At 74.4% G+C, this 22180-nt stretch carries 24 protein-coding genes, 1 tRNA gene and 1 riboswitch; of the genes, 13 read left to right on the top strand and 12 right to left on the bottom strand.

The features are described from left to right. Window positions 1–2 precede the first annotated feature (2 nt). From RMN57_RS21680 to RMN57_RS21670, 3 genes are all read right to left on the bottom strand, one after another. Window positions 3–803 carry a class I SAM-dependent methyltransferase gene (locus RMN57_RS21680; RefSeq protein WP_313765008.1) on the bottom strand — a complete coding sequence of 267 codons (801 nt, stop codon included), beginning with the start codon at window positions 801–803 and terminating at the stop codon, window positions 3–5. A 140-nt stretch (window positions 804–943) separates the two neighbouring features. Further along, complete coding sequence (locus RMN57_RS21675) at window positions 944–1657, bottom strand: sensor domain-containing protein (protein ID WP_313765007.1); 714 nt, start codon at window positions 1655–1657, stop codon at window positions 944–946. Window positions 1658–1766: 109 nt separating this feature from the next. Continuing rightward, complete coding sequence (locus tag RMN57_RS21670) at window positions 1767–2357, bottom strand: GNAT family protein (protein WP_313765006.1); 591 nt, start codon at window positions 2355–2357, stop codon at window positions 1767–1769. Between the two features lie 42 nt (window positions 2358–2399). Here RMN57_RS21670 and RMN57_RS21665 point away from each other — a divergent pair, with 42 nt between their 5' ends. Continuing rightward, on the top strand, window positions 2400–3332 hold the full coding sequence (locus RMN57_RS21665; protein ID WP_313765005.1) for a hypothetical protein: 933 nt from the start codon (window positions 2400–2402) through the stop codon (window positions 3330–3332). Between the two features lie 89 nt (window positions 3333–3421). Here RMN57_RS21665 and RMN57_RS21660 read toward each other — a convergent pair whose 3' ends face one another. Continuing rightward, window positions 3422–4282 (bottom strand): M23 family metallopeptidase, encoded by an 861-nt coding sequence (locus RMN57_RS21660; RefSeq protein ID WP_313765004.1) that lies wholly within the window; start codon window positions 4280–4282, stop codon window positions 3422–3424. 12 nt (window positions 4283–4294) lie between these two features. Then, window positions 4295–4453, bottom strand: a riboswitch (cyclic di-AMP (ydaO/yuaA leader). A gap of 245 nt (window positions 4454–4698) precedes the next feature. On the opposite strand from RMN57_RS21660, the gene RMN57_RS21655 reads away from it, so the two are divergent. The 3 genes from RMN57_RS21655 to RMN57_RS21645 all read left to right on the top strand — a co-directional run bounded on the left by RMN57_RS21655 (window position 4699) and on the right by RMN57_RS21645 (window position 6686). After that, window positions 4699–4989 (top strand): YiaA/YiaB family inner membrane protein, encoded by a 291-nt coding sequence (locus RMN57_RS21655; RefSeq protein WP_313765003.1) that lies wholly within the window; start codon window positions 4699–4701, stop codon window positions 4987–4989. A gap of 146 nt (window positions 4990–5135) precedes the next feature. Further along, window positions 5136–5963: an alpha/beta hydrolase gene (locus RMN57_RS21650; protein WP_313765002.1), complete on the top strand. Its 828-nt coding sequence runs from the start codon at window positions 5136–5138 to the stop codon at window positions 5961–5963. A gap of 153 nt (window positions 5964–6116) precedes the next feature. Continuing rightward, window positions 6117–6686 carry a TetR-like C-terminal domain-containing protein gene (locus tag RMN57_RS21645; RefSeq protein WP_313765001.1) on the top strand — a complete coding sequence of 190 codons (570 nt, stop codon included), beginning with the start codon at window positions 6117–6119 and terminating at the stop codon, window positions 6684–6686. 103 nt (window positions 6687–6789) lie between these two features. On the opposite strand, the gene RMN57_RS21640 is transcribed toward RMN57_RS21645, so the two are convergent. Next, a tRNA-Ile gene (locus RMN57_RS21640) sits at window positions 6790–6866 on the bottom strand. 177 nt (window positions 6867–7043) lie between these two features. On the opposite strand from RMN57_RS21640, the gene RMN57_RS21635 reads away from it, so the two are divergent. The 8 genes from RMN57_RS21635 to RMN57_RS21600 all read left to right on the top strand — a co-directional run bounded on the left by RMN57_RS21635 (window position 7044) and on the right by RMN57_RS21600 (window position 15033). Further along, entirely contained in the window at window positions 7044–9335 is a 2292-nt protein-coding gene (locus RMN57_RS21635; protein ID WP_313765000.1) for a SpoIIE family protein phosphatase, read from the top strand. A 149-nt stretch (window positions 9336–9484) separates the two neighbouring features. Then, on the top strand, window positions 9485–10813 hold the full coding sequence (locus tag RMN57_RS21630; protein WP_313767905.1) for a sensor histidine kinase: 1329 nt from the start codon (window positions 9485–9487) through the stop codon (window positions 10811–10813). Beyond that, entirely contained in the window at window positions 10797–11210 is a 414-nt protein-coding gene (locus RMN57_RS21625) for a roadblock/LC7 domain-containing protein (protein ID WP_313764999.1), read from the top strand. The genes RMN57_RS21630 and RMN57_RS21625 overlap by 17 nt, the downstream gene beginning before the upstream one ends. Beyond that, window positions 11207–11554, top strand: coding sequence for a DUF742 domain-containing protein (locus RMN57_RS21620; protein ID WP_313764998.1), 348 nt, complete (start codon window positions 11207–11209; stop codon window positions 11552–11554). Before RMN57_RS21625 ends, RMN57_RS21620 begins: the two co-directional genes overlap by 4 nt. After that, window positions 11532–12158 (top strand): ATP/GTP-binding protein, encoded by a 627-nt coding sequence (locus RMN57_RS21615; protein ID WP_313764997.1) that lies wholly within the window; start codon window positions 11532–11534, stop codon window positions 12156–12158. Before RMN57_RS21620 ends, RMN57_RS21615 begins: the two co-directional genes overlap by 23 nt. Further along, window positions 12155–13660, top strand: coding sequence for a cytochrome P450 (locus RMN57_RS21610; RefSeq protein WP_313764996.1), 1506 nt, complete (start codon window positions 12155–12157; stop codon window positions 13658–13660). The genes RMN57_RS21615 and RMN57_RS21610 overlap by 4 nt, the downstream gene beginning before the upstream one ends. Beyond that, entirely contained in the window at window positions 13624–14742 is a 1119-nt protein-coding gene (locus RMN57_RS21605; protein ID WP_313764995.1) for a cytochrome P450, read from the top strand. Before RMN57_RS21610 ends, RMN57_RS21605 begins: the two co-directional genes overlap by 37 nt. Before the next feature lie 30 nt (window positions 14743–14772). Next, window positions 14773–15033 (top strand): hypothetical protein, encoded by a 261-nt coding sequence (locus RMN57_RS21600; RefSeq protein ID WP_313764994.1) that lies wholly within the window; start codon window positions 14773–14775, stop codon window positions 15031–15033. A 181-nt stretch (window positions 15034–15214) separates the two neighbouring features. On the opposite strand, the gene RMN57_RS21595 is transcribed toward RMN57_RS21600, so the two are convergent. The 7 genes from RMN57_RS21595 to RMN57_RS21565 form a co-directional block, all read right to left on the bottom strand. After that, complete coding sequence (locus RMN57_RS21595) at window positions 15215–16027, bottom strand: isocitrate lyase/phosphoenolpyruvate mutase family protein (RefSeq protein ID WP_313764993.1); 813 nt, start codon at window positions 16025–16027, stop codon at window positions 15215–15217. A 10-nt stretch (window positions 16028–16037) separates the two neighbouring features. Beyond that, entirely contained in the window at window positions 16038–16514 is a 477-nt protein-coding gene (locus tag RMN57_RS21590; RefSeq protein ID WP_313764992.1) for a carboxymuconolactone decarboxylase family protein, read from the bottom strand. A gap of 196 nt (window positions 16515–16710) precedes the next feature. Further along, window positions 16711–17601, bottom strand: coding sequence for a GNAT family N-acetyltransferase (locus tag RMN57_RS21585; protein WP_313764991.1), 891 nt, complete (start codon window positions 17599–17601; stop codon window positions 16711–16713). Window positions 17602–17893: 292 nt separating this feature from the next. After that, window positions 17894–19468, bottom strand: a complete 1575-nt coding sequence (locus RMN57_RS21580) for an IS1182 family transposase (RefSeq protein ID WP_313767715.1) — start codon at window positions 19466–19468, stop codon at window positions 17894–17896. A gap of 69 nt (window positions 19469–19537) precedes the next feature. Beyond that, the gene (locus RMN57_RS21575; protein WP_313764990.1) at window positions 19538–20182 is read right to left on the bottom strand and encodes a glyoxalase; all 645 of its coding nucleotides are present in this window, start codon (window positions 20180–20182) and stop codon (window positions 19538–19540) included. Further along, window positions 20182–20703: a helix-turn-helix transcriptional regulator gene (locus RMN57_RS21570; protein WP_313764989.1), complete on the bottom strand. Its 522-nt coding sequence runs from the start codon at window positions 20701–20703 to the stop codon at window positions 20182–20184. Before RMN57_RS21570 ends, RMN57_RS21575 begins: the two co-directional genes overlap by 1 nt. Window positions 20704–20731: 28 nt before the next feature. Further along, window positions 20732–21142 (bottom strand): VOC family protein, encoded by a 411-nt coding sequence (locus RMN57_RS21565; RefSeq protein WP_313764988.1) that lies wholly within the window; start codon window positions 21140–21142, stop codon window positions 20732–20734. Between the two features lie 229 nt (window positions 21143–21371). Here RMN57_RS21565 and RMN57_RS21560 point away from each other — a divergent pair, with 229 nt between their 5' ends. Continuing rightward, window positions 21372–22160, top strand: a complete 789-nt coding sequence (locus RMN57_RS21560; protein WP_313764987.1) for an NRDE family protein — start codon at window positions 21372–21374, stop codon at window positions 22158–22160. Window positions 22161–22180: the final 20 nt, after the last annotated feature.

Genomic DNA, 22180 nt, shown 5'->3' with positions numbered 1-22180 from the left:
TCCTACCCGGAGCCGCCGGCCCGGCGGCGGTGGTCGGCGGCCCGCAGGACGAGGACGCGCCGGGACCGGCCGTCCTCCGCCCGGGCGAACACCTCGACCTCGCTGGCGATCCGGCGCTCGCCGAGGGCGTGCCGCACCCCGGCCAGGTGCGGGCAGCGCCGCCCGGAGGCGTCGTGCAGCGGGTGGACCCGGACCTCGCCGTCCGGGCGGGTGACCCGGACCAGTTCGGCCAGGGCGGCCACCTGGCGGTCGGGGTCGAACAGCTCGGGGTAGGCGAAGACCAGGTACCCGCTGAGCGTCAGCGCGAAGGTCCCGTCGGCGAACGGGAGCCGGGGCAGCGCGGCGGCCACGTACTGCTCCGGGTGGTGCTCGGTGTCGGCGGTGAAGAGCCGCCGGGCCCGGTCCCAGCTGCGCAGGTAGCGGTCGTACGGGCGGTGCTGCGGCAGCGGGTAGAGCGCCGGGCGGGCCGCCATCGCGGCGGCCATCGCGGTGCGGGCGGCCAGCGCGCGGGCCGCCACCTCGGGGACCGGCAGGGCGTAGGCCGGATCGGTGGCGATCACGTGGCAGCCCAGGGCGCGCGCCTCGGCGGCCAGGCCGGCCGCGCCGGCGGGGCAGTCGAGCACCGGCCCGGGCACGGCGGCGAGCGCGGCGCGGCTCAGGCCGAAGAGGCCGCAGTACTCGTCCAGCGGGCGGGAGGTGACCAGGACACCGGCGAGGTCCGGGGCGGGAGGGGCTGCGGGGGCGGCGGATTCTGCGAGGGCGGAAAGGGCTGCAGGAGCGGGAGGGGCTGCGGGGGCGGCCATGCGGGCATCCGAACACGGGCCGGCCCCGCCCGCATCCGCAGGCGCGGGGCGCGGGCGCGGGCGCGGGCGCGGGCGCGGGCGCGGGCGCGGGCGCGGGGGCGGGGCCTCGACCGCCCCGCCCGTTCGGGCCCGGAGCCGGCTCAGCGGCCGAGCAGTCCCCGGACGGCGAGCCGGTTGACGTTGGTCAGCCCGCGGACCAGCTGCGGGGTGAGGAAGACGATGAGCAGCCCGAGCAGCGAGACACCGGCGATCTGCAGCGGCGACTCGATGTAGTAGACGTGCCGGGTGTGGTCGCCGTCGTAGAAGTCGAACAGCTGCAATCCCGGCCAGCCGACGTACGTCGGGTAGACCCAGTGGTACAGCGGGTACGCCGCCATCACCCAGCCGACCAGCAGGAACGTCAGCGACACGGTGAAGCTGACGATCGCCCACGGGAACATCAGCACCTGGTAGAGCACGGCCTTCCAGCCGGCCGCGTCCGCCATCCGCGCGGTGATCAGGCCCCAGCTGCCGGGGCGGACGGCCTTCACCGGCTCCGGGCCGGGCACGTCGAGCGCCAGCATGCTGCGGGTCCGGGCCCGCTCCAGCCGGCCGAAGCTGCGGGAGCCGGCGGTCAGCGCGGCCAGGACCGGCAGGCCCAGGACGGTGACCAGGGTGCCGAGGCCGAGGCTGAACAGCGTGATGGCGAACGAGAAGCCCGCGACGGCCACCGGGAGGCCGGTGAGGCTGAAGCCGAGCTCGCGGTAGAAGTAGGAGGAGAAGGGCGCGCGCCAGGCGTACGGCGGCTCCTCGGTAAGGCGGGCGCCCTCGACGGGGAGGTCGTACCCGGTGCGCTGGATGCTCTGGCTGCTCATGGCCGGCCTCGGTCCTCGGTTCTCTGCTGCGGGCGTTCGGGGGATGGCTCCACCCTCCCAGGGCCCGGACGCGGCGGACATCCGGCTCCCCGGCGAACCGGGGGTGGGGTTAACCCCCCGTCGGTCCCCGCCCGCCGGGCCGCGGCCACTCGTCGGCGAGCAGCGAGTACTGCAGGGAGTCGTGCCAGGTGCCGCGCAGCCTGACGTCGTGCCGGATCCGGCCCTCCAGCTGGAAGCCGGCCCGGGTGAGCACCCTGGCGGAGGCCAGGTTGGCCGGGTCGACCCGGGCGGCCAGCCGGTGCAGGCCGAGCGGGCCGAAGGCGAAGTCGCAGAGCAGGGCGGTGATCTCGCCGGCGTAGCCGTTGCCCCAGGTGTCCCGGCGCAGCGCGTAGCCGAGGTCGGCGGAGTGGTGGTCGCCGAGGGTGAGGGCGGCGTTGCCGATCGGCGTGGCGTCGGCCGGGTCGTCGGCGTCCGCGCGCCGGGTGACGGCCAGTCGGTAGACGGTCCGCTGGTCCCGCAGGGCCTCCTCCAGGTACTGCTCGATCTGGTCGGCGCAGTCCACCAGGTCACGCGGCTCGAACGGGAGGTAGCGGGTGGCCTCCGGATCGCCGAAGACGGCGTGCAGCGCGTCGACGTCGCCGGGGGTGTGGTGGAACTCGCGGAGGGCGAGACGGGGGCCGGCGAGTCGGACGGGGACCATGGAGGCAGACCCTACCCGCGCTTTCCGGTTACCGTAAGTGACATGGAAGACGATGACCTGCGGCTCGCCCCGCACACCAGGGCCGCCGAGCTGCTCGCCTGGGCGGAGGCCGAGGGCCGCGCGCCGGTGGCCGAGGCCGCGCTGCGGGCGGTGCTGGCGCTGCTGGAGCTGGGCGAGGGCAGGATGCGCGACGGCTGGCCGGAGCTGACCTCGGACGCCGTGGAGCACCTGCTCCACGAGCGGCTCCACCTCTACGTCCAGCCCGCCCCGGAGGAGGACCCGCTGGCGTACGGCGAGGCGGTGCGGCTGCTGATCGACCACCAGCGGGCGGCGAAGCGGCTGAACGCCAAGCGGCAGGAGCGGCTGCACGCGGAGGCCGAGTGGCAGGGCGAGGTGGCGGCCGGCCTGCTCCGCCGGGCCGATCTGGTGACCTGGCCGCGGCTGTACGCGCTGCTGCTGCACGCGTACGGGGTGGACGTCGCCGACGAGGCCGCGGTGTTCGACTGGCTGGCGGGCTTCCGGGAGCTGGCCGAGGAGGACCGGCGGGCCGCGTTCGAGGCGCTCGCGGCGGCCGGCTGGCTGGACGAGGCGGACCCCGGGGGCTGGGGTCCGGGCCGGGTGCTGTCGGTCGGGATGGCCACCGACGGCGCCCGGCGGCTGCTGGAGCACGGGCTGATGCGGCGCAGCTACCGCAACCTGGCGGAGCTGACGGCGCTGGGCCGGCCGATGCCGGACGAGCTGGCCGGGGACTTCGGGGCGTTCGAGGAGGCGGCGGAGGCCGCCGCGCTGGACCTGCTCGGCTCGTGGACGGTGCCGGGGCTGCCGCGACTGCTGGTGGCGGAGTTCCCGGAGCTGGCCCCGGAACCGGGCCAGGAGGAGATCGACGCCTACCTGGCCGGACTGCCGACGGCGCAGGAGCCGTCCGAACAGGAACCGTCCGAACAGGAGCCGGCGGCGCAGGACCCCACCGAGTAGCGGCGGGGGCGCACGGAAACGGGAAGGCGCCCCGGCCGGTACGGGTGTACCGGCCGGGGCGCCTTCGTCGTGCCGTCAGGTGCGAACCGTCAGGGGGTGATGCCGCGCTGCTCGAACCAGCTCTCCGGGTCGACCGGGGCACCGCCGTTGGGGCGCACCTCCAGGTGCAGGTGCGGGCCGGTGACGTTGCCGGTGGCGCCGACCTTGCCGAGCTGCTGGCCGGGGACGACCTTGCCGGAGCCCTTGATGATCGAGGAGAGGTGGCAGTACCAGATCTCGGTGCCGTCGGGCAGCGTCTCGACGATCCGGTAGCCGTACGAGCCGGCCCAACCGGCCGAGGTGATGGTGCCCTGGCCGACCGCGTACACCGGGGTGCCGGTGTCGGCGGCGAAGTCCAGGCCGGTGTGCAGGTGGGCCCAGTAGGAGGCGCTCTGGCCGTAGTGGGCGGAGAGGCGGTAGTCGCGCACCGGCAGGTTGATCGCGGCGAGCTTGGCCTTCTCGGCGGCCTCGGCGGCGCGCTTGGCCTCCTGCTGCTGGACGGCGCGCTTGGCCTCGGCCTCCTTCGCGGCCTGCAGGCGGGCGGTCTCCTCGGCGGCGGTGCGCTGGCTGTCGGCCTGCTGCTGGATCCGGGCGGCGAGCGCGAGGCCCGGGTCCGCGGAGAGCGCGACCGGGGCCTCGTCCGGCGCCTCGACGGCGGGCGCGGCGGCCGGGGTGGCGGAGGCGAAGCCGGTGGCGCCCAGGGTGGCGGCGACGGCGGTGACGCCGAGCAGCGGGGCGGTCCCGCGGGTCTGACGCGGCATCCGGTGGCGGTTGGTCTCGGCGGGCTGCGGGGCGGCCTCGTCGTCGGCCCCGCCGTACTCGCCCAGGTGGGCGGGCGGCCACGGGTGGTCGAGCAGCTGAGTGCCGGCGGAGGAGCCGGGCAGGTGTGCCGGAGAGTGCGTCGACGCCACGGAGGCGCGCTCCTTTCCTTCCTTCGCGCCTACCGGGTTAGCTGACGGGTTCGGAGCAGGAAGGTCTCCTACGGCTGGGCCTGGGCCCGGCCGATTCACCCCAAGGAACGTGGTTCCCCGGCTCCCTGGCCTGCCCGGAGGCCGGCCGGCGGGATTAGGCGACGGCGCGCGGTGCCGTCTGGGTACGGCGTTGCGGACCGCGCTGCGTTATCAAACGTTAATCCTAGGAGCCCCCGATTCCAAGCCGTCCGCATGGGACGACAGGACACAGCTCGGACACTACGCGATCCGGTGGGCGATTTGGGGCGTTTGACGACAACTGACACTACCGAACGTGATAGGACGTCAACGAACGACCCCTTGTTTGAGTACTCCTACTCATGTGGACCTCGTTCGACGGCGCGCATCCTGGCGCCATGAACGCACCGATGCAGTCCCGCACCACGGCCGCGTACTACATCCAGGCCGTGCTCTCCTTCGCCCTCTCCGCCGGCGCCCTCGCGATCGGCATCACCTACCTCCCGGTGGGCGCCTGGACCCGCGCCTTCCTCGGGGTCGGCCTGCTCTACACCGTCACCTCCTCGTTCACCCTGGCCAAGGTCGTCCGGGACCGGCAGGAGACCAACGAGATCGTCACCCGGGTCGACCAGGCCCGGCTGGAGAAGCTGCTGGCCGAGCACGACCCGTTCAAGGTGGAGGGAGTCTGAGCCGGCGGCCCGGAGAGCGCGGGGCCCGGCGCGGATGCGCGCATCGGGCTGACGCCGATAGCTTGACGGCTAAGGCTATTAGCCTTAGCTTTGTGGGTGTCGGCAGCACCGCCGACACCCCGTCCAGGCGGACCGCGGAGGCCCCGATGACCGGCACCAGCACCCCCACCACGCTGTTCCTCGACGTCCCCGGCGGCCGGCTGGCCTACGACGACACCGTGCGGGGTGACGGCCTCCCCGTCGTCCTGCTCCCCGGGATGCTCGACAGCCGGGCCGCCTACCGACACCTGCGCCCGCTGCTCACCGCGGCCGGCCGCCGGGTGATCACCATGGACCTGCGCGGCTTCGGCGAGTCCTCGATCGCCTGGGACGACTACTCCCCGGCCGCCATCGCCACCGACGTGCTCGCCCTGCTCGACCACCTCGGCATCGAGCGGGCCGTGCTGGCCGGCAACTCCTACACCGGAGCCACCGTGGTCAAGGCCGCCGGGGACGCGCCCGAGCGGGTCGGCGGCATCGTCCTGCTGGACGCCTTCGTGGAGAACCTGCCGCCGACCGCCCTGCAGCGCGCGGTGTTCGGCGTGATGGGCGCGCTGCTGGTGCACTCGCCCGCGTTCTGGGGCCTCTACCACCGGAGGATGGCCTACCCGGGCCCCCGGCCGGCCGACCTCGACGGCTACGTGGACGGCCTGGTCGCCGCGATGCGCACGCCGGGCCGCAAGGCCGCGACCCGCGGCTACGTCCGCGGTGAGTCCGCGCCCGCCGGCTGGACCGCCGCCGTGACCTGCCCGGCGCTGGTCGTCATGGGCAGCAAGGACCCCGACTTCCCGAAGCCGGAGCTGGTCGCCGACCGGCAGGCCGCCGCGCTGAAGGCCCGCAAGGTGATGATCGAGGGGTCGGGCCACTACCCGATGGCCGACCGGCCGCAGGCCACCGCCGACGCGCTGCTGCCCTTCCTCGCCGAGCTCGGCTGACCCCGCCGCGCAGGCCCGGCCCACCCGGTCCGGGCCCCCGGCGCGCCGCGCCGACCGGGCGCCCGCGTCCGCATCCGCGTCCACCGAAGCGCCCACGCCCGCCGAAGCGCCCGCGCGCCGAACCTCACCCCGGAACCACGGAGGCCGTCCCCCATGCCCCGAGTAGGACTCACCCCCGAGCAGGTCGTCGACCACGCCCTCGCCCTCATCGACGAGCAGGGCGCCGAGGCCCTCACCCTGGCCGCGGTCGCCGCCCGCGCCAAGGTGGCCACGCCCTCGCTGTACAAGCACGTCAGCGGCGGGCTGGCCGAGCTGCGGCGGCTGGTCGCCGTCCGGGTCACCGAGGAGCTGGCCGACCGGCTCGCCGAGGCGGCCGTCGGCCGGGGCGGGGACGACGCCGTCGCGGCGGTCCTGCGCGCCTACCACGGGTACGCCACCGAGTACCCGCACCGCTACCACGCGCTCCCGCAGGCCCCGCAGCCCGACGACGACCTCGCCCGGGCGGCGGCCCGGCTGGTCGGCGTGATCGTCGCGGTGCTCCGCGGGTACGGGCTGGAGGGCTCCGAGGCGATCCACGCGGCCCGGACCGTCCGCTCGGTGGCGCACGGCTTCGCCTCGCTCTCCATCGGCGGCGGCTTCCAGCTCGCCGAGGACCTCGCCGTCACCGAGGACCGCCTGATCGCCGTCCTCACCGGGGGCCTGCGCGCCTGGCCCGCACCCTGACCCGGGCCGCACCCTGACCCGGGCCCCGGCCCGCCGAAGCGACGGGGCGTCCCGGAAACGCCGGAGGGCCCGGAGCGTGATCGCTCCGGGCCCTCGGGCGTGGTGGTGGGCCTAACAGGACTTGAACCTGTGGCCTCTTCCTTATCAGGGAAGCGCTCTAACCGTCTGAGCTATAGGCCCTCGCCGAACCGCCATCCTACTCGACCGCGACGGGTGCCCCGGCACCCGGCCGTCGGACGGCGGTCGGAACCGATCGGGACCAATCGGGCAAGACGGGATAGATTGGCCGGCAACAAGGTATGAGGAATCGAGAGCCCGATCCGGCAGAGCCCGACAGGGCGGCGGAAAGGCCATCCCATGGACCTGACCTCGCCGTGGCTTCCCCCCTCCGAGGACGAGAACCGGACGCCGCGGAGCAGCCCGACCGCGCGCAGCGCCATGCGCTGCGTCCGGTTACTGCTCGGCTGCACCAGCGCCACCGAGCTGCTCGGCACGGTCCTCGCCGAGGGCCCGGGCTGGATCACCGGCGAGGGCTCCGCGCTCTACCTGCTGGACTCCGCCGGAATGCTCCGGCTCACCGCCTCCCACGGCCTGCCCGACTGGGCCCACGAGCGCTACAGCGCGGTCGACCCGGCGAGCGACCTGCCCGCGGCGATGGCGCTGCGGCTGCGCCGCCCCTATCTGGTCAGCCCCGAGCGCACCGGCGCCGACTACCCGAACCGGAACACCGGCATGGGCACCGGCATGGTCGCCATCATCACCCTGCCGATGATCGTCGACGAGCAGCCGATCGGCGTCCTGGGCCTGGCCCTGGCCCACCGGGGCACCGTCCCGCGGCGCGATCTGGACGTCCTGGAGACCCTGGCCGACGCCTGCGGCCACCGCCTCGCCCACCTGCTCGACCACGCGCACGCCGAGGGCCGCGCGCCCGCGAGCGGCGTCCGGCCCGGCCCCGCGGCCACCGGGGGCGACGCCGACCGGGCCACCGGGCCGGCCCAGCCGATGCTGTCGCTGGCCGTCCGCTCCTCCGGGCACGGCGCCTTCGAGCGGGACCTGGTCACCGGCGAGACCTACTGGGACGACCAGGTCTACCGGGTGACGGGCCGGCCGCCGCCCGCCGAGGGCGCCCCGGCCACCGCCCCCGACCTGGACCGGATCGTCCACCCCGAGGACCTGCCGGACGTCCAGGCCGCGCTCGCCGAGGCGCTGGCCACCGGCGGCCCGTACCGGATCACGTACCGGGTGGTGCGCCGGGGCGGCGGCGTGGTGCGGATCGAGGAGACCGGCGAGGTGATGCTGGACGTGCACCGGCGGCCGGTCCGGATCGCCGGTCTGCTGGCCGACCGGGACCGCACCCGCGCCGCCGAGCCGCCGGGACCCGAACCGCCGGAGGGCGGCGCGGCGGCGGCCGCCGCCCGCTCGGCGCTGCTGCTGGCGCTCACCCGGGCGCTGTCCCGGGCGGTCACCGTCCGGGACGTCACCACCGCGGTGACCGACGTCGCCCGGCCCGCGTTCGGCGCCGCCAGCATCGTGCTGGACCTGGTGGACGAAGGCCGGCTGCTGCCCGTCTCGCACACCGTCTACGGCGGCCCGCGCCGCACCGAGCTGAACCGGCTGGCCGACCTCTCCGAGGGCGTGATGCAGCACGCGCTGGCCCGCTCCGCCCCGCTGTTCAGCGAGCCCGGGCGGACCGGGCGGGCGCCGGAGAACAGCGGCGGGCCGCTCACCCCGGCCGCCTGGGCGGTGCTGCCGCTGATCGCCTCGGGCCGGCAGGTCGGCTCCTGCCTGATCACCTTCGCCACCGAGCGGGTCTTCGGCCGCGAGGACCGCACCCTCTACTCCGCGTTCGCCGGCGTCCTGGCGCAGTCGCTGGAGCGCGCCCGTCTCTACGACACCCACCACCACCGGGCCACCGAGCTCCAGCGGGCGATGCTGCCGCGCACCCTGCCCCGGCTGCCCGGGATCGCCAGCGCCGCCCGCTACCTGCCCAGCACCGAGGGCATGCAGATCGGCGGCGACTGGTACGACCTGATGCGGCTGCCGGACGGGCGGATCGGCCTGGTGATCGGCGACGTCCAGGGCCACAACGCCGAGGCCACCGCGGTGATGGGCCAGCTGCGCAGCGCCCTGCGGGCCTACGCCACCGACGGGCACGATCCGGCCGCCACGCTGGCCCGGACCAGTCGGCTGCTCTCCGGGCTCGACACCGGCCTCTTCGCCACCTGCCTCTACCTCACCCTCGACCCGGCGGACGGCACCCTGCAGGCGGCCCGCGCCGGGCACCCCGCCCCGGTCCGGATCACCGCTGACGCCCGGGCGGTGGAGCTGGACCTGCCGGGCGGCCCGCCGCTGGGTGTGGACCCGGGGGCGCCGTACCCGCCGTCGGCCGGCCACCTGGCGCCGGGCGAGACCCTGCTGGTGTACACGGACGGCCTGGTCGAGGACCGTGAGGAGGACTACGACGAGTCGGTCCAGCGGATGCTCGGCGGCCTGGAGCTGTGGGCCCGGCAGGCCGGCCCGGTCCTGATCGGTCCGACGCCGGCCCTGGAGCGGCTGGCCGACCTGCTCACCCTCAACGTGACCGAGCGCCGCTCCCGCCCGGACGACGTCGCGCTGCTCCTGCTGCACCGGGTGGCGCCAGCCCGGTAGGGCGTGTCTTCCGGATCACGTCGGGACCGGTCGGGCCCGAAGGACGTCTGATTGCCGCCGTATTGACGGGATGTTGACGAGATCCGGTCACATGGCGAGATCCGTTCACACCTTCGTAGGATCATCACCCTAGAATTCGCCGCGTGACGATGACTCAGTGGTGCGTGACGGCAGCCGGCGTTCTCGCCGCCCTCGCCCTCGTGGCCGCCGCCCGCTACCGCGCGGTCTCCGCCACCCAACGCAGCCGGGCCGACCGGCAGCAGCACGAGATCGCCCTCCTGCGGGAGCAGCTGAACGCCGAACTGGCCCGCCGCGGCACCGAACTGGCCGCCGTCCAGCAGGAGCAGGAGCTCAACGCCTCCACCCAGCGGGCCTTCCTCAGCGTGGCCCGCCGGATCCTCGTCATGGCGCACGACCAGCAGGCCCTGCTCGACGAGATGGAACGCACCCACGACGACCCGGCGCTGCTGGAGGGCCTGCTCAAGGCCGACCACGCCGCCGCCCAACAGGCCCGCCTCGCCCAGACCCTGGCCGTCCTCTGCGGCGCCCGGGCCGGACGGCACTGGCCCGAGCCGGTCTCGCTGGAGGACGTGGTCCGCGGCGCCCAGTCGCGCATCCTGCCCTTCCAGCGGGTGGTGGTCCGCAGCCGGATCGAGACCGCCGTGGTCGGGGCCGCCGCCGAGGCGCTGATCCACGCGGTGGCCGAGCTGCTCGACAACGCCACCCGCTATTCCCCGCCCAGCACCCAGGTGTTCGTCACCCTGATGCCGGTGCACAACGGCGCCGTCATCGAGATCGACGACGGTGGCGTCGGCATGCCCGAGCAGGCCGTCGCCAAGGCCGCCTCCGCCCTGGCCGGCGGCTCCACGCTGGAGGTCTCCCGCCTCGGCGAGGTGCCGCAACTGGGCCTCGCCGCGGTCGGCCGGCTCTCCGAGCAGTACGGGTTCCGGGTCACCCTCAGCTCCGCGCCCTCGCCGTACGGCGGCGTCCGGGTCGTGGTGCTGCTGCCGAACGCGCTGCTCACCGAGCCGCTGCCGCCGACCGTCCCGGGCCTCGGCCACGAGGACCGGGCGTTCTCCCCCGGGCCGCTCCGCGCACCCGCACCCCCGTACCAGGGCTCCGCCGACCACACCCGGGCGGCGGGGCAGCACCCGCCCGGCGGCCACCCGCTGCTGGAGACCCCGCCCACCGACCGGCCCCCCGCGGCGGGCCCCGCCACTCCGCCACCGCTGCCCCGCCGGAGCCACCGGCGCGACCGCGCCAGCCGTCACGCCGCGCCGGCCACCCCGACCCCGGCCCAGGCGCCCGCCCCGCCGTACCGCTCGGCGCGGGACGCCCAGACGTTCATGGCGATGTTCCAGGCCGGTACCGCCAGCGGCCGTTCGGCCGCCCGGGCCCGGGCCGCCACCGAAGCTTCTCCTCCCCCTTCCCCCCAGCTTCCCCAGCGCTCCGGAGAGTTCCATGACCACCACCCCTGACCTCGGCTGGCTGCTCGCCGACATCGTCTCCGTCCCCGAGGTCCAGCACGCCGTCGTCGTGTCCAACGACGGCCTGGAGATCGGCCGCAGCGCGGGCATCCTGCGCGAGGACGCCGAGCGGCTCGCCGCCGCCTGCTCGGGCCTGCAGTCGCTGGCCCGCGGCGTCGCCCAGGGCTTCGGCGGCCACGGCAGCGCCACCCGCCAGATCATCATCGAGTACGGCGGCGGCTACCTCTTCATCGTCGCCGCCGGGGCCGGCGCGCACCTGGCCGTGGTAACCAACGAGGCCGTCGACGCCGGCCTGGTCGCCTACCAGATGCAGGTGCTGGTCGAGCGGATCGGAACCCACCTCACCAGCCCGCCCCGCGTGGACCACGCGGTGGGGGGCCAGCGGTGAACGGGCCGGTCCGGCCCTACGTGATCACCGGCGGGCGCAGCCGGCCCACCCGCGCCGCGCTCGCCGTCGAAAGCCTGGTCAGCGCCTTACCCGACCGGCCCGAACTGCCCGAGGACGCGCTGCTCAACCGCGAGCACCAGCGCATTCTGGACCTCTGCCGCAGCCTGCTGTCGATCGCCGAGGTGGCCGCCCACCTGGGGCTGCCGCTCGGCGTCGTCAAGGTGCTGGTCGGCGATCTCTGGGACCTCGGCGCCGTCCAGGTGCTCCCGCCCGTCCCGCAGGCCGAACGCCTGCCCACAACCCTCCTGGAAGAGGTGCTCGTTGGCCTCCGCCAACTCCGCTGAAGCCCCCGCCGGCGCGCCGGCCGAGCCGCAGTACCTGCCGGCCTCCGTCCAGGGTGCGGTGAAGATCCTGGTCACCGGCCCGTTCGGAGTCGGCAAGACCACGCTGGTCGGCTCGCTCAGCGAGATCACCCCGCTGCGCACCGAGGAGACCATGACCGCCGCCAGCAGCGGCGTCGACGACCTCACCGGGCGCGCCGGCAAGACCACCACCACGGTCGCGCTGGACTTCGGCCGGATCACGCTCAACCCGCGGCTCGCGCTCTACCTCTTCGGCACCCCGGGCCAGCAGCGGTTCTGGCCGCTCTGGGACGACCTCTCGCGCGGTGCGCTCGGCGCCATCGCCATGGTCGACCTGCGCCGCCCGGACGAGAGCTTCGACGTGCTCGGCCGGCTGGAGGAGCAGCAGATCCCGTTCGCGGTGGCCGTCAACACCTTCCCGGACACCCCGAGCTACCCGGAGGAGGAGCTGCGCTCGGCCCTCGACCTCCTGCCCGACGTGCCCATCCTGTACTGCGACGCGCGGGACCGGCGGGCCGCCTACGACCTGCTGATCGACTTCGTCAGCCACCTGCACGCCACCTCCGTTCTGGAGCTCCAGCGATGACCGCCCACGAACCCGGAACGACCGGGCCGCACCCGGCCGTCCCCCCGCCCGGCTGCCCCGCGCACGCGGGCGGCGTCCCGGCCGGCGCCGGCATGCCCACCGGTGTGCCGCTGCCGGCCCTGTACGGCTCCGCCGTCGCCGACGACCCGCACGGCCTCTACGCCGACCTGCGCGCCCAGTACGGCCCGGTCGCCCCGATCGAGCTGGAGCCCGGGGTCGAGGCCTGGCTGGTGCTCGGCTACCCGGAGCTGCTCGAACTCACCCGCAACGAGGCGCTGTTCTCCAAGGACTCGCGCCGCTGGCGGGTGCCCGCCGAGGGCCGGCTCGCCACCGACTCACGGCTGCTGCCGATGACCTCCTGGCGGCCCACCCTGCTCAACCTGGACGGCGCCGAGCACCAGCGGCTGCGCGCCGCCGTCACCGACACGCTGGCGCAGATCGACCACCGCCGGCTGCGCGGGACGACCGAGGCCGCCGCCCACTCGCTGATCGACAGCTGGGGTCCGGACGGCACCGCCGACCTGATCGCCCAGTTCGCGCGCCAGCTGCCGCTGCTGGTCTTCACCCAGCTGCTCGGCCTGCCCGCCGAGGCCGGCCCCCGGCTGGTCGAGCTGATCAACCACTTCGTCGACAGCAGCAAGTACTCGGTCAAGGCCAACGCGGAGTTCCAGGCGATCCTGGTCGACCTGGTCAGGAGCCGCCGCGCGACGCCCGGAGCCGACCTGACCTCCTGGCTGCTGGCCCACCCGGCCGGGCTGACCGACGAGGAGGCGGTGCACCACGTCGTGGTGATGATGGTCGCCGGCAACGAGACCAGCATCAACTGGATCGGCAACACGCTGCGGCTGCTGCTCACCGACCGCCGCTTCCGGGCCACCCTGACCGGCGGCCGGCTGACCGTCACCGACGCGCTGGAGGAGGTGCTCTGGCGCGACCCGCCGACGCAGAACTTCCCCGGCCGGTGGGCCACCGGTGACACCGTGCTCGGCGGCCAGTACATCAGCGCCGGCGACATGCTCGTGCTCGGCCTGGCCGCGGCCAACGCCGACCCCGCGGCCCAGGGCGCCTCGGCCGCCGCGCAGGGCACCCTCGGCGGCAACCGGGCGCACCTGGCCTGGGGCGCCGGCAAGCACGTCTGCCCGGCCCAGCACCCGGCCCGGATCATCGCCGAGACCGCGGTCGAGACCCTGCTGCACCGGCTGCCCGACCTCCAGCTCGCCGTTCCGGCCCACGACCTGGCCTGGCGGCCGTCGCCCTGGTCGCGCGCCCTGGTCAGCCTGCCGGTGCTCTACAGCGCCTTCACCCCGCCCCGCCCGCCAGCCCCCGAGAGGCCCGCATGGACACCGCCGCCCCTGGAACCGAACAGCCCGGTCGCCGGCCCGTCGAGCCCGTTCGGCTCGACCCCTTCGGGCGTGACCAGCACGGCGAGAACGCCCGACTCCGGGACGCCGGCCCGGCGGTCCTGGTGGAGCTCCCTGGCGGGGTGGTGGTCTGGGCGATAACCCACCACGACACCCTCCAGGCGTTGCTCGCCGATCCGCGCGTCGGCAAGAACCCGCAGCTGTGGACGACCTTCACCGAGGGCCGGCTGCCCAAGGGCTGGCCGCTGCTGAACTTCGTCACCGTGCCCGGCATGGTCACCGCCGACGGCGAGGACCACCGGCGGCTGCGCGGGCTGGTCACCCAGGCCTTCACCCCGCGCCGGATCGCCGAGCTGCAGCCCGCGATCGAGGCCCGGACCGCCGCCCTGCTGGACCGGGTCGAGCTGCTGGAGGGCGAGTTCGACCTGCGCCGGCACTTCGCCTACCCGCTGCCGATGCAGGTGATCGGCGAGCTGCTGGGCCTGCCGCCGAAGCAGCAGGACGAGCTGCACGAGCTCTCCGACGTCATGGTCTCCAGCTCGGCCACCCCCGAGGCGGCCGTCGCCGCCCAGCAGGGCCTGTTCGCGCTGCTCGCCTCGGTGATCGCGGCCAAGCGCGCCGAACCCGGCGACGACCTCACCACCGACCTGATCGCCGCCCGCGAGTCCGAGGACCGGCTCAGCGAGCAGGAGCTGGTCGGCACCCTGCTGCTGATGCTGGTGGCCGGCCACGAGACCACGCTCAACCTGATCACCAACGCGGTGCGCGCGCTGCTCGCCCACCCCGACCAGCTCCGGCTGGTGCTGGACGGCGCGGTGGAGTGGTCCGCGGTGGTCGAGGAGACGCTCCGCTACGACTCGCCGGTCGGGCAGTTCCCGATGCGGTACGCGATCGAGGACATCGAGGTGGGCGACGTCGTCATCCGCCGCGGCGAGGCGCTGCTCGCCTCGTACGCCGCCGCCGGCCGGGACTCCGGGCACCACCCGGACGCCGACCGGTTCGACGTCACCCGGCAGCCGAACCGGCACCTCTCGCTCGGCCACGGCCCGCACTTCTGCCTCGGCTCCGGGCTCGCCCGGCTGGAGGCGGAGACGGCGCTGCGGTCGCTGTTCGAACGGTTCCCGCGGCTGGCCCTGGCGGAGGAGCCGGGGGCGGAGCCGATCGGCTCGTTCGTCAGCAACAGCGTGCGGACGCTGCGGGTGACGGTCGGACCGCGCGGGTGACCTGAGGGCGGCCGGGTCGTTTGGCGTGTCATGACGAAACTCGCCACCCTGGCCGCCCTCACCATGGCGGGCCTCGCCCTGGCCGCCCCCACCGCGTCCGCCGCGACCTCGGTCGCCTCCCAGCCGGACGCCCTGGACGGGCTCTCCAGCGGGCTCAACCTCTCCCCCACCGACCTGGCGCTGCACGAGGCCGGCAAGCTGCCGCTGATCGGCCACGCCGCCCAGCAGGTGGAGGCCGTCGGCACGGGTCAGATGGAGCACCCGGGGATCAGCGGGCAGGTCCTGAACTGACCCGGGCCCGCGCCGGGGTCCCGCCCGCGCGCTGAGCTCCGGTCCGGTGCGGGCGCTCCCCCGAGCGTGCCCGCACCGGACCGGCGCGCCTTCCGGCCTCGGCCCCTCCTGGGCCCGGGCCTGGGCCGGGTCTAGGTCTGGGTCTGGGTCTGGGTCTGGGTGTGGACTTGGGCCGAAGCCGTCAGCCCTGGGCGAGGGCGTTCAGCTCCTGGTAGGTCAGTCCGCCGTCGAGGGCGGTGTAGGTGCCCGCGCCGTAGACCTCCTCGGCGGCCCGGCGCACCGCCGCGTACGCCGCCTTGGCCAGGCCCGGCCCGAGGCTCACCCGGGCCACGCCCAGCTTCGCCAGCTCCGGCACCGACGGCGAGCCCGGGCCCGCCAGCACGTTCAGCGGCGCCGGAACGGCCGCGACCAGGGCCGCGATCGTCTCCGGATCGGCGACGCCCGGCACGAACACGCCGTCCGCGCCCGCCTCGACGTAGGCGCGCAGGCGGGCGACGGCCTCGTCCAGCCGGTCGGCCGGCTCCCCGATCCCGTGCAGGAAGACGTCGGTGCGCCCGTTGACGAACAGGTCGACCCCGGCGTTCGAACCGGCCGCCCGGGCCGCGGCGATCCGCTCGGCCGCCTCGGCCGGGGACCGGTGGGCGTCCTCCAGGTTCACCCCGACCGCACCGGTGGCGAGCAGCCCCGCCACCGTCTCGCCGACCTCGGCGGCGGTGGCGCCGAAGCCGCTCTCCAGGTCGGCCGTCACCGGCAGCTCCACCGCGCGCACGACCAGCGCGGTCTGCGCGAGCACCTCGTCGCGGTCGGCCGCGTCCCCGTCCGCGCTCCCGAGGCTCCAGGAGACGCTGGCGCTTGCCGTGGCGACGGCCCGCGCCCCGGCGGCGGCGACCAGCCGGGCGCCGACCGCGTCCCAGACGTTGGCGAGCACCAACGGCTCGCCCGGGCGGTGGAGTTCGCGGAGGGCGCGGGCCTTCTGCTGCTGAGTGGGCGTCATGGCCGCGACCCTACTTCGCGGCCGGGCTGAGCCGGGAGGTGACGCCGATCCGGTTCCAGGAGTTGATGGTGATGATCAGCGTGATCAGCTGCGCCAGCTCGGCCTGCTCGAAGTGCTCGGCGGCCTCCCGGTAGACGGCGTCCGGGACGTGCCCCTGGGTCAGCAGGGTGATCGACTCGGTCAGCGCCAGGGCGGCCCGCTCCCTGGCGGTGAACCACGTGGTCTCGCGCCAGGCCGGCAGGGAGAGCAGGCGGTGGTTCTGCTCGCCGTTCTTCAGCGCGTCGGTGGAGTGCATGTCGATGCAGAACGCGCAGCCGTTGATCATCGAGGCGTGCACCTTGACCAGCTCGGCGAGCGTCGGGTCGACGCCCTTCCGGGCGGCCCGGTCCAGGGCGATCATCGCCTGGTAGAACTCGGGGGCGAGGTCGGGGAGGGAGATCCGCTGCTCGGGGGCGGACACGGTGGCGGTCTCGTTGGTCGTCGTCATACCGGCCAGCCTAGGCGGGCAGTGGACCGCCTGCTTGGCACAATCGGGGCCGGGGATCATGGGCCACTTCGGGCGTCGCCACGGGCGCCGGGCGCCGGCTCCCCGCGGCCCGACCGCCTCGGCCCCGCAGTCTTCGAACTCCCGTCGCCCACCCGGAGGACGGGAGTTCGAAGACGGAGCCTAGACCGGGAAGGGCCTAGCCCGCCGGGAGGAAGTTGATGCGTTCACGGATGGCGGGGAAGCCCGCCTTGGCGAAGTTCGCGGCCATGGGGAAGTTGGCCCGGTCCGTCGCTCCCGTGATGAACTCCGCGCCCTGCTCGACGAGGAAGTGGGTGCACTCCGCGAGGAGGTCGTAGGCGTAGCCGCGACCGCGGTGTTCCGGCACGACTCCGATGAAGCCGATGGTCGGGCCGGAGGGGTTGTGGGCCGGGATGTGGATGCCGGCCAGGTCGCCCTCCGGCGTGTGCGCGACCTGCCACCACTCCCGCGGGGACGGGCACCAGTGGAAGAAGTCGAGTTCCTCCCGGGCGGCCTGGTCGAGGCCGCCCTCCTCGATGGCCCTGAGCGCATGGGCGTCCAGTGTGGTGGAGTGGATGCGGCGCAACGCGTCGAAGAACACGGCGTCGTCGGGTTCTGCGCTGAAGCGCAGGCGTCCGGGCCGCTCGGGCAGGCCCCGCTCCGGGGTCCAGCGGTACAGGAAGCGTTCCACCAGGAGTTCGTACCCCGCGGCTCGGGCGGCGGCGAAGCGGGCCTCCGCGGCGGCGCGCAGGTCGGTCACCTCCCGCCAGTCACCGGGCGGGTTGATCTCGAGTTCGACCTTCCAGGGAGCGGAGCGCAGGAGTTCGGCCCCGGCCTCCTCCTCGCCCTCGGCCACGTCGAACCAGTTGATGTTGACCGGCTCCGAGTCGTCGGGGCCGCCCCACCACGCGCCGCGGGCGACGACCTCGCCGTCGCGCAGGGCGACGCGCTTCCAGTCGGGGCGGAACCGGGTACGCCGATGGCCTTCACGGGCGCCCAGGGGGTCGGGGAGTGCGTCGAAGAGATGAGCGTCGCTCGCGGAGAGCGTGCGGATGACCAGCTCGGTCATGGATTCCTCCGGGAAACAGGCTGTTTGGAGCGCTCCCGGTCAGAACTGACGAACCACGCCGGGACAGCGGAAGAGGGAGCGCTGGAAAGGTGTGAACTGCACGGCACTCGCCTCCTTCCAGCCGTCTCAGGGCGTGGTGCCCAACGCTACGTGATCTTCCGCCGGTCCGTCCACGGATCTCCGTGCCCCTCGAACCCCCGGTCGGTCACCTCGCACCGTCGCCGGGTGCTAGAAGCCTGATGAAGATCTTGCTGTTGGAGGGGTTGTCCTGTCTGGGACAGCCCCTCCAGCGCTATGTGGTTGCGGGGGCGATGGTCCAGGTGTGGCCGGTGCGGGTGAGTCCGAGGTTGATGAGGCGGCGGAGGTTGAGGGCGGCGGCGCGGTTGTGGAGCCAGGTGTTGTTCTTCAGGACGCCTCGGTAGGGGACGCGGCGGTTGCCCCGGGCGGTGAGCCATGCGATGGCGCGTTCCACCGGTGGCCGCCAGCGGCGGTATTCGGCCTGCCAGGTGGGGTCGGAGGCTTGGTCGCGGGCGGCTTTCAAACGGTCGTAGTGGGCGTGGACCTGGAGGGCGCGGCCGGTCTTGGAACGGGTGCACCGCTCGCGCAGGGGGCAGTGGGTGCAGAGCTTCTTGAACTGGGCGGTGCGGGCGCCGGCCGCGTCAGGGCGGCCGAGGGCCTTGGTGTGGCCGGCCGGGCAGGTGACGGTGGCGGCCCGGGTGTCGACGTGGAAGTCGTCACTGGTGAAGCCGCCGGGGACGGCGGGCCGCTGCGGCGGTGGCTTGACGACCGGGGTGTGGCCGTCGGTTTCGAGGGCTTCGCGCAGGTCGCCGGTGCCGTAGGCGGTGTCGCCGAGGATGGTCAGCGTCTCGCTCTCGTCGGCGAGCAGGTCCTGGGCGACGGCGGCCTCGTGGTTCTGCGCTCCGGTGCCGGCGGTGAGCTCGACTTCGGTGAGCAGGCCGGTCTCGGGCTCGAACGCGGCGTGGGCGCGGAAGCCCTCCTGGTGGCGGGTGCGGGTCTTGTGGATGTGCCGGGCCTCGGGGTCGACGGTGGACACGATGCGGTCGTGAGCGGTGCCACGGGCGATCCGCCAACGGCCGTCGCGACCGTCGGAGCCGTCGGCGACCTCCACGTCCTGACCGGCGACCAGGGCCAGCAGCCCGACCGCGTTGGCGGCCTTCTCGTCCAGCTGGCGTTCGGGCAGGCGGCCGAGCAGGTTGAGGGCATCGGTGACCAGGGCGTCGACCAGGTCGGCGCGGGCCCGCTCGTCGTTCCAGGCGATGCGGGGCTTGCCCGGGTCGGTGTAATCGTGGGCGGTGCACCAGGTGGCGGCGGTCCGCCCGGCGTCGGGGACGTCCCGGATCACCCGGCGGATCGCGGCGATCAGCTGGGTGACGGTGTCCTGGGTGGCCACCGCGTCGTCCAGCACGGTGGAGTCCAGCGCCCGCCGCTGCCTGCCCTTGAGGACGCCGGTCGCCGCCACTACCTGCCTGACCCTGGTGAACAACCGGTTCGGATCCGGCGAGCGCTGCAGCCGGCGGCGGAAGTAGGCCAGCAGCGACGGGTCGAACGCGGTGTCGTACAGGCCGAGCCCGCACGCGGCCTTCCACCGCAGGTCACACCGCAGCTGTTGGACCGTCTCGAAGTCCGACAACCCGTGCAGGCTCTGCAGGACCACGGTCGCCGCCAGGACCTGCGGCGGCATGCTCGGCCGTCCGTTCCGAGACGGGTACATGTCCGCGAACATCGAACCCGGGAACAGCGCCTCCCGGTGCTCGGCCAGGAACGCGAAGACACTCCCCGCCGGGATCAACTCCCGGCAGGTCTCCCACACATCCGGCCCGACCAGCTCCCCGGCCCATTCCCCCATCGCCACAGAGACGAGTCTGGCCCCACCACACGGACGGTGGGGCCAGAACCCAACATCTTCATCAGACTTCTAGGCGGCGGCTTCCCAGGCGAATCCGTCCAGGTCGGTGAAGGTGTCGGCGGCGCCGCCGAGGGCGATGCGGTGCGAGCCGGTGCCCTCGACGGGGACGCCGAGGTCCTTGGCCAGGGCGCGGCGCTTGTACAGCGCCAGCTTGACGCGGCCGGAGGCGCCGGGGGCGAACTCGGTGTACTTGCCGCCGAAGCTCTTGGCCACGGTCAGGCCCCGGCCGACGTAGAACTGCTTGGTCGCCTTCACGTCCTCGACGCCGAGCAGGAGGACGAGCTCGTCGATCTCGCGGGTGGCGGGGCCGGTGTCCTTCTTGGCCGAGGTCGCGATCTTCCAGATCGTCCCGTCCGGGGCCTGGACGACGCCGCTGTAGCCCCACAGCGACTTCGCGGCGGGCTTCAGCACCGTGGCGCCGGCGTCCACGGCGGCCGCGACGAAGCCGTCGACGGTGGCCGGCCCGGACACCGTCAGCGCCAGGGTGAAGCCGCGGAATCCGGTGGAGTGGGCCTCGGACGCCCGCAGGCGTACGTAGTTGTCCACGCCGAAGGCGGTGTAGAAGCGGCGGGCGGCCTCGGGGTCGGCCACCTCAAGGGTGACGGACGCGAGGGACGTGTGGGCTGCGGTGGAAGTGGTGATTGCCATGACCATCACGCTAGGGGCCGGACGGCGTCCGGGGCTTCTCGATTCCTGACCGGTCTCGCGACCTGCTTCGCCACGCACGCCGGCATCCCCTCCACCGTGACCGCCGGGCCCCCGTCACGGGCCGCACCCGTGGCACCGGGACCGACGTCCGCCGCAGCGGCCGCCTGGCGCCGGAAGGCCCCGGGCGACATGCCGACCAGCTCGGTGAAGCGGGTGGTGAACGTGCCCAGCGACGCGCAGCCGACCGTGAAGCAGACCTCGGTGACGCTGAGATCGCCCCGCCGCAGCAGCGCCGCCGCGCGCTCGATGCGACGCGTCATCAGATACGCGTACGGCGACTCACCGTAGGCTGCCCGGAACTGCCGGCTCAGGTGCCCGGCCGACATGTGCACCTCGCGGGCGAGCGCCTCCACGTTCAGCGGCTGCGCGTACTCCCTGTCGATCCGGTCGCGGACGCGGCGCAGCTGCGCGAGATCGTCCAGGCGCTGAGCCTGGGCACGGGCACGCTGCCATTCAGTCCTTGCCATGAGAACCCTCCCCCTTCGCCCGCAGGGCTCAGCGCAGTTCCTGGATGCGGACCAGGTTGCCCGCGGGGTCGCGGAAGGCGCAGTCACGGACGCCGTACGGCTGCTCGGTCGGCTCCTGGACGACCTCGGTGTCACCGGCCTGCACCTTCTCGAACGTGGCGTCGAGGTCCGGGGTGGCCAGCAGGATCCAGCCGTACGTGCCCTTGGCCATCATCTCGGTGATCATGCGCCGCTCGTCCTCGGTGATGCCGGGATCAGCCGCAGGCGGCGCCAGGAGGATCGACGTGCCGGGCTGACCGGCCGGGCCGACCGTGATCCAACGCATCCGGCCCTGCCCCACATCGCTGCGGACCTCGAAGCCGAGGACGTCGCGGTAGAAGGCGAGCGACGCGTCCGGGTCGTCGTGCGGGAGAGCAGTCGTGTGAATGGTGATGTCCATGGTCGGCAGGCTAGACGCGACTCCGGGGCTGCGCTTCTCGATTCCTGCTCGATCCGGACACGTCGGAACGTTCGCAGCCGTGTCACCCGGAGCACGGCCCGGCACGGCGGTGGCGGGGCGGCCCGGGGTCGGGCCCCTGCCGGCTGTTCCGATCGGCGAACGTGCGTGCGAGGATCGGCGGCGGGGCGGTGTCCGGCCGCCCCGCCGGGAAGACCAGGGGGCCAGGCTCGTGTGTACCGCGTTCGTCAGCATCGAGCCGTCGTCGGCGGTGCCGGTGCTGCTGCTGTCGGTACGGGACGAGTACGCGGGGCGGCAGTGGCTGCCGCCGGACCACCACTGGCCGGGGCGGCCCTCGGTCCTCGGCGGGCTCGACCTCGCCGCGGGCGGGACGTGGCTGGCGGTCGAGCCGGGCGGCCCGGGGGCCGATCCGGTCGCGGCCTGCCTGCTGAACGGCTTCGGCACGATGGCCCCCGCGCAGGCGCGGCTCTCGCGCGGCGAGCTGCCGCTGACCGCCGTCCGCGACGGCGGCATCGGCCACCTCGACCTGGAGCGCTACGACCCCTTCCACCTGGTCGTCGTCCGGCCGGACGGCGCCCGGGTGCTGAGCTGGGGCGGCGGCAGCCCCGAGGAGCGCGAACTGCCGACCGGGCTGAGCGTGGTGCTGAACGACGGGCTGGAGGGCCTGGCCGCCACCCGGACCACCTCTCAGCTGGTCCGCACGCTGATGGCCGCCCGCGCCGCGCACTTCCGCGCCCGCTTCGAGGCCGCCGTCCGGCCCGAACCGGCGGCCGGACCCGCCGAGGAGGCATGGGGCGCCTGGCTGCCGATCGTCGCCGGCGACGGCCTGCCGCTGGACGCCCCCGAGGCGCTGATCCAGCGCCGGGAGTTCGGCGACGGCCGGATCTGGGGCTCCTCCTCGATATCCCTGCTGGCCTTCGGTCCTGACGGACTTCGCTACGACTTCGGCCGCGCCCCGGTGACCGGCCCGGCCGACGACCGGTGGCGCCGGATCGTCTAGGTCCTGTGGAGCAGGCCCAC

The sequence above is a fragment of the Kitasatospora sp. CM 4170 genome, assembly GCF_032110285.1.
Taxonomy (GTDB): domain Bacteria; phylum Actinomycetota; class Actinomycetes; order Streptomycetales; family Streptomycetaceae; genus Kitasatospora; species Kitasatospora aburaviensis.
This window is presented reverse-complemented; position numbering and strand designations above follow the sequence as displayed.

Excerpts from the sequence above, each read along its gene's own strand:
- RMN57_RS21680 (WP_313765008.1), bottom strand. The coding sequence starts at position 803 with ATGGCCGCCCCCGCAGCCCCTCCCGCTCCTGCAGCCCTTTCCGCCCTC.
- RMN57_RS21675 (WP_313765007.1), bottom strand. The coding sequence starts at position 1,657 with ATGAGCAGCCAGAGCATCCAGCGCACCGGGTACGACCTCCCCGTCGAG.
- RMN57_RS21670 (WP_313765006.1), bottom strand. The coding sequence starts at position 2,357 with ATGGTCCCCGTCCGACTCGCCGGCCCCCGTCTCGCCCTCCGCGAGTTC.
- RMN57_RS21665 (WP_313765005.1), top strand. The coding sequence starts at position 2,400 with ATGGAAGACGATGACCTGCGGCTCGCCCCGCACACCAGGGCCGCCGAG.
- RMN57_RS21655 (WP_313765003.1), top strand. The coding sequence starts at position 4,699 with ATGAACGCACCGATGCAGTCCCGCACCACGGCCGCGTACTACATCCAG.
- RMN57_RS21650 (WP_313765002.1), top strand. The coding sequence starts at position 5,136 with ATGACCGGCACCAGCACCCCCACCACGCTGTTCCTCGACGTCCCCGGC.
- RMN57_RS21645 (WP_313765001.1), top strand. The coding sequence starts at position 6,117 with ATGCCCCGAGTAGGACTCACCCCCGAGCAGGTCGTCGACCACGCCCTC.
- RMN57_RS21635 (WP_313765000.1), top strand. The coding sequence starts at position 7,044 with ATGGACCTGACCTCGCCGTGGCTTCCCCCCTCCGAGGACGAGAACCGG.
- RMN57_RS21630 (WP_313767905.1), top strand. The coding sequence starts at position 9,485 with ATGACTCAGTGGTGCGTGACGGCAGCCGGCGTTCTCGCCGCCCTCGCC.
- RMN57_RS21625 (WP_313764999.1), top strand. The coding sequence starts at position 10,797 with ATGACCACCACCCCTGACCTCGGCTGGCTGCTCGCCGACATCGTCTCC.
- RMN57_RS21610 (WP_313764996.1), top strand. The coding sequence starts at position 12,155 with ATGACCGCCCACGAACCCGGAACGACCGGGCCGCACCCGGCCGTCCCC.
- RMN57_RS21600 (WP_313764994.1), top strand. The coding sequence starts at position 14,773 with ATGACGAAACTCGCCACCCTGGCCGCCCTCACCATGGCGGGCCTCGCC.
- RMN57_RS21595 (WP_313764993.1), bottom strand. The coding sequence starts at position 16,027 with ATGACGCCCACTCAGCAGCAGAAGGCCCGCGCCCTCCGCGAACTCCAC.
- RMN57_RS21590 (WP_313764992.1), bottom strand. The coding sequence starts at position 16,514 with ATGACGACGACCAACGAGACCGCCACCGTGTCCGCCCCCGAGCAGCGG.
- RMN57_RS21585 (WP_313764991.1), bottom strand. The coding sequence starts at position 17,601 with ATGACCGAGCTGGTCATCCGCACGCTCTCCGCGAGCGACGCTCATCTC.
- RMN57_RS21580 (WP_313767715.1), bottom strand. The coding sequence starts at position 19,468 with ATGGGGGAATGGGCCGGGGAGCTGGTCGGGCCGGATGTGTGGGAGACC.
- RMN57_RS21575 (WP_313764990.1), bottom strand. The coding sequence starts at position 20,182 with ATGGTCATGGCAATCACCACTTCCACCGCAGCCCACACGTCCCTCGCG.
- RMN57_RS21570 (WP_313764989.1), bottom strand. The coding sequence starts at position 20,703 with ATGGCAAGGACTGAATGGCAGCGTGCCCGTGCCCAGGCTCAGCGCCTG.
- RMN57_RS21565 (WP_313764988.1), bottom strand. The coding sequence starts at position 21,142 with ATGGACATCACCATTCACACGACTGCTCTCCCGCACGACGACCCGGAC.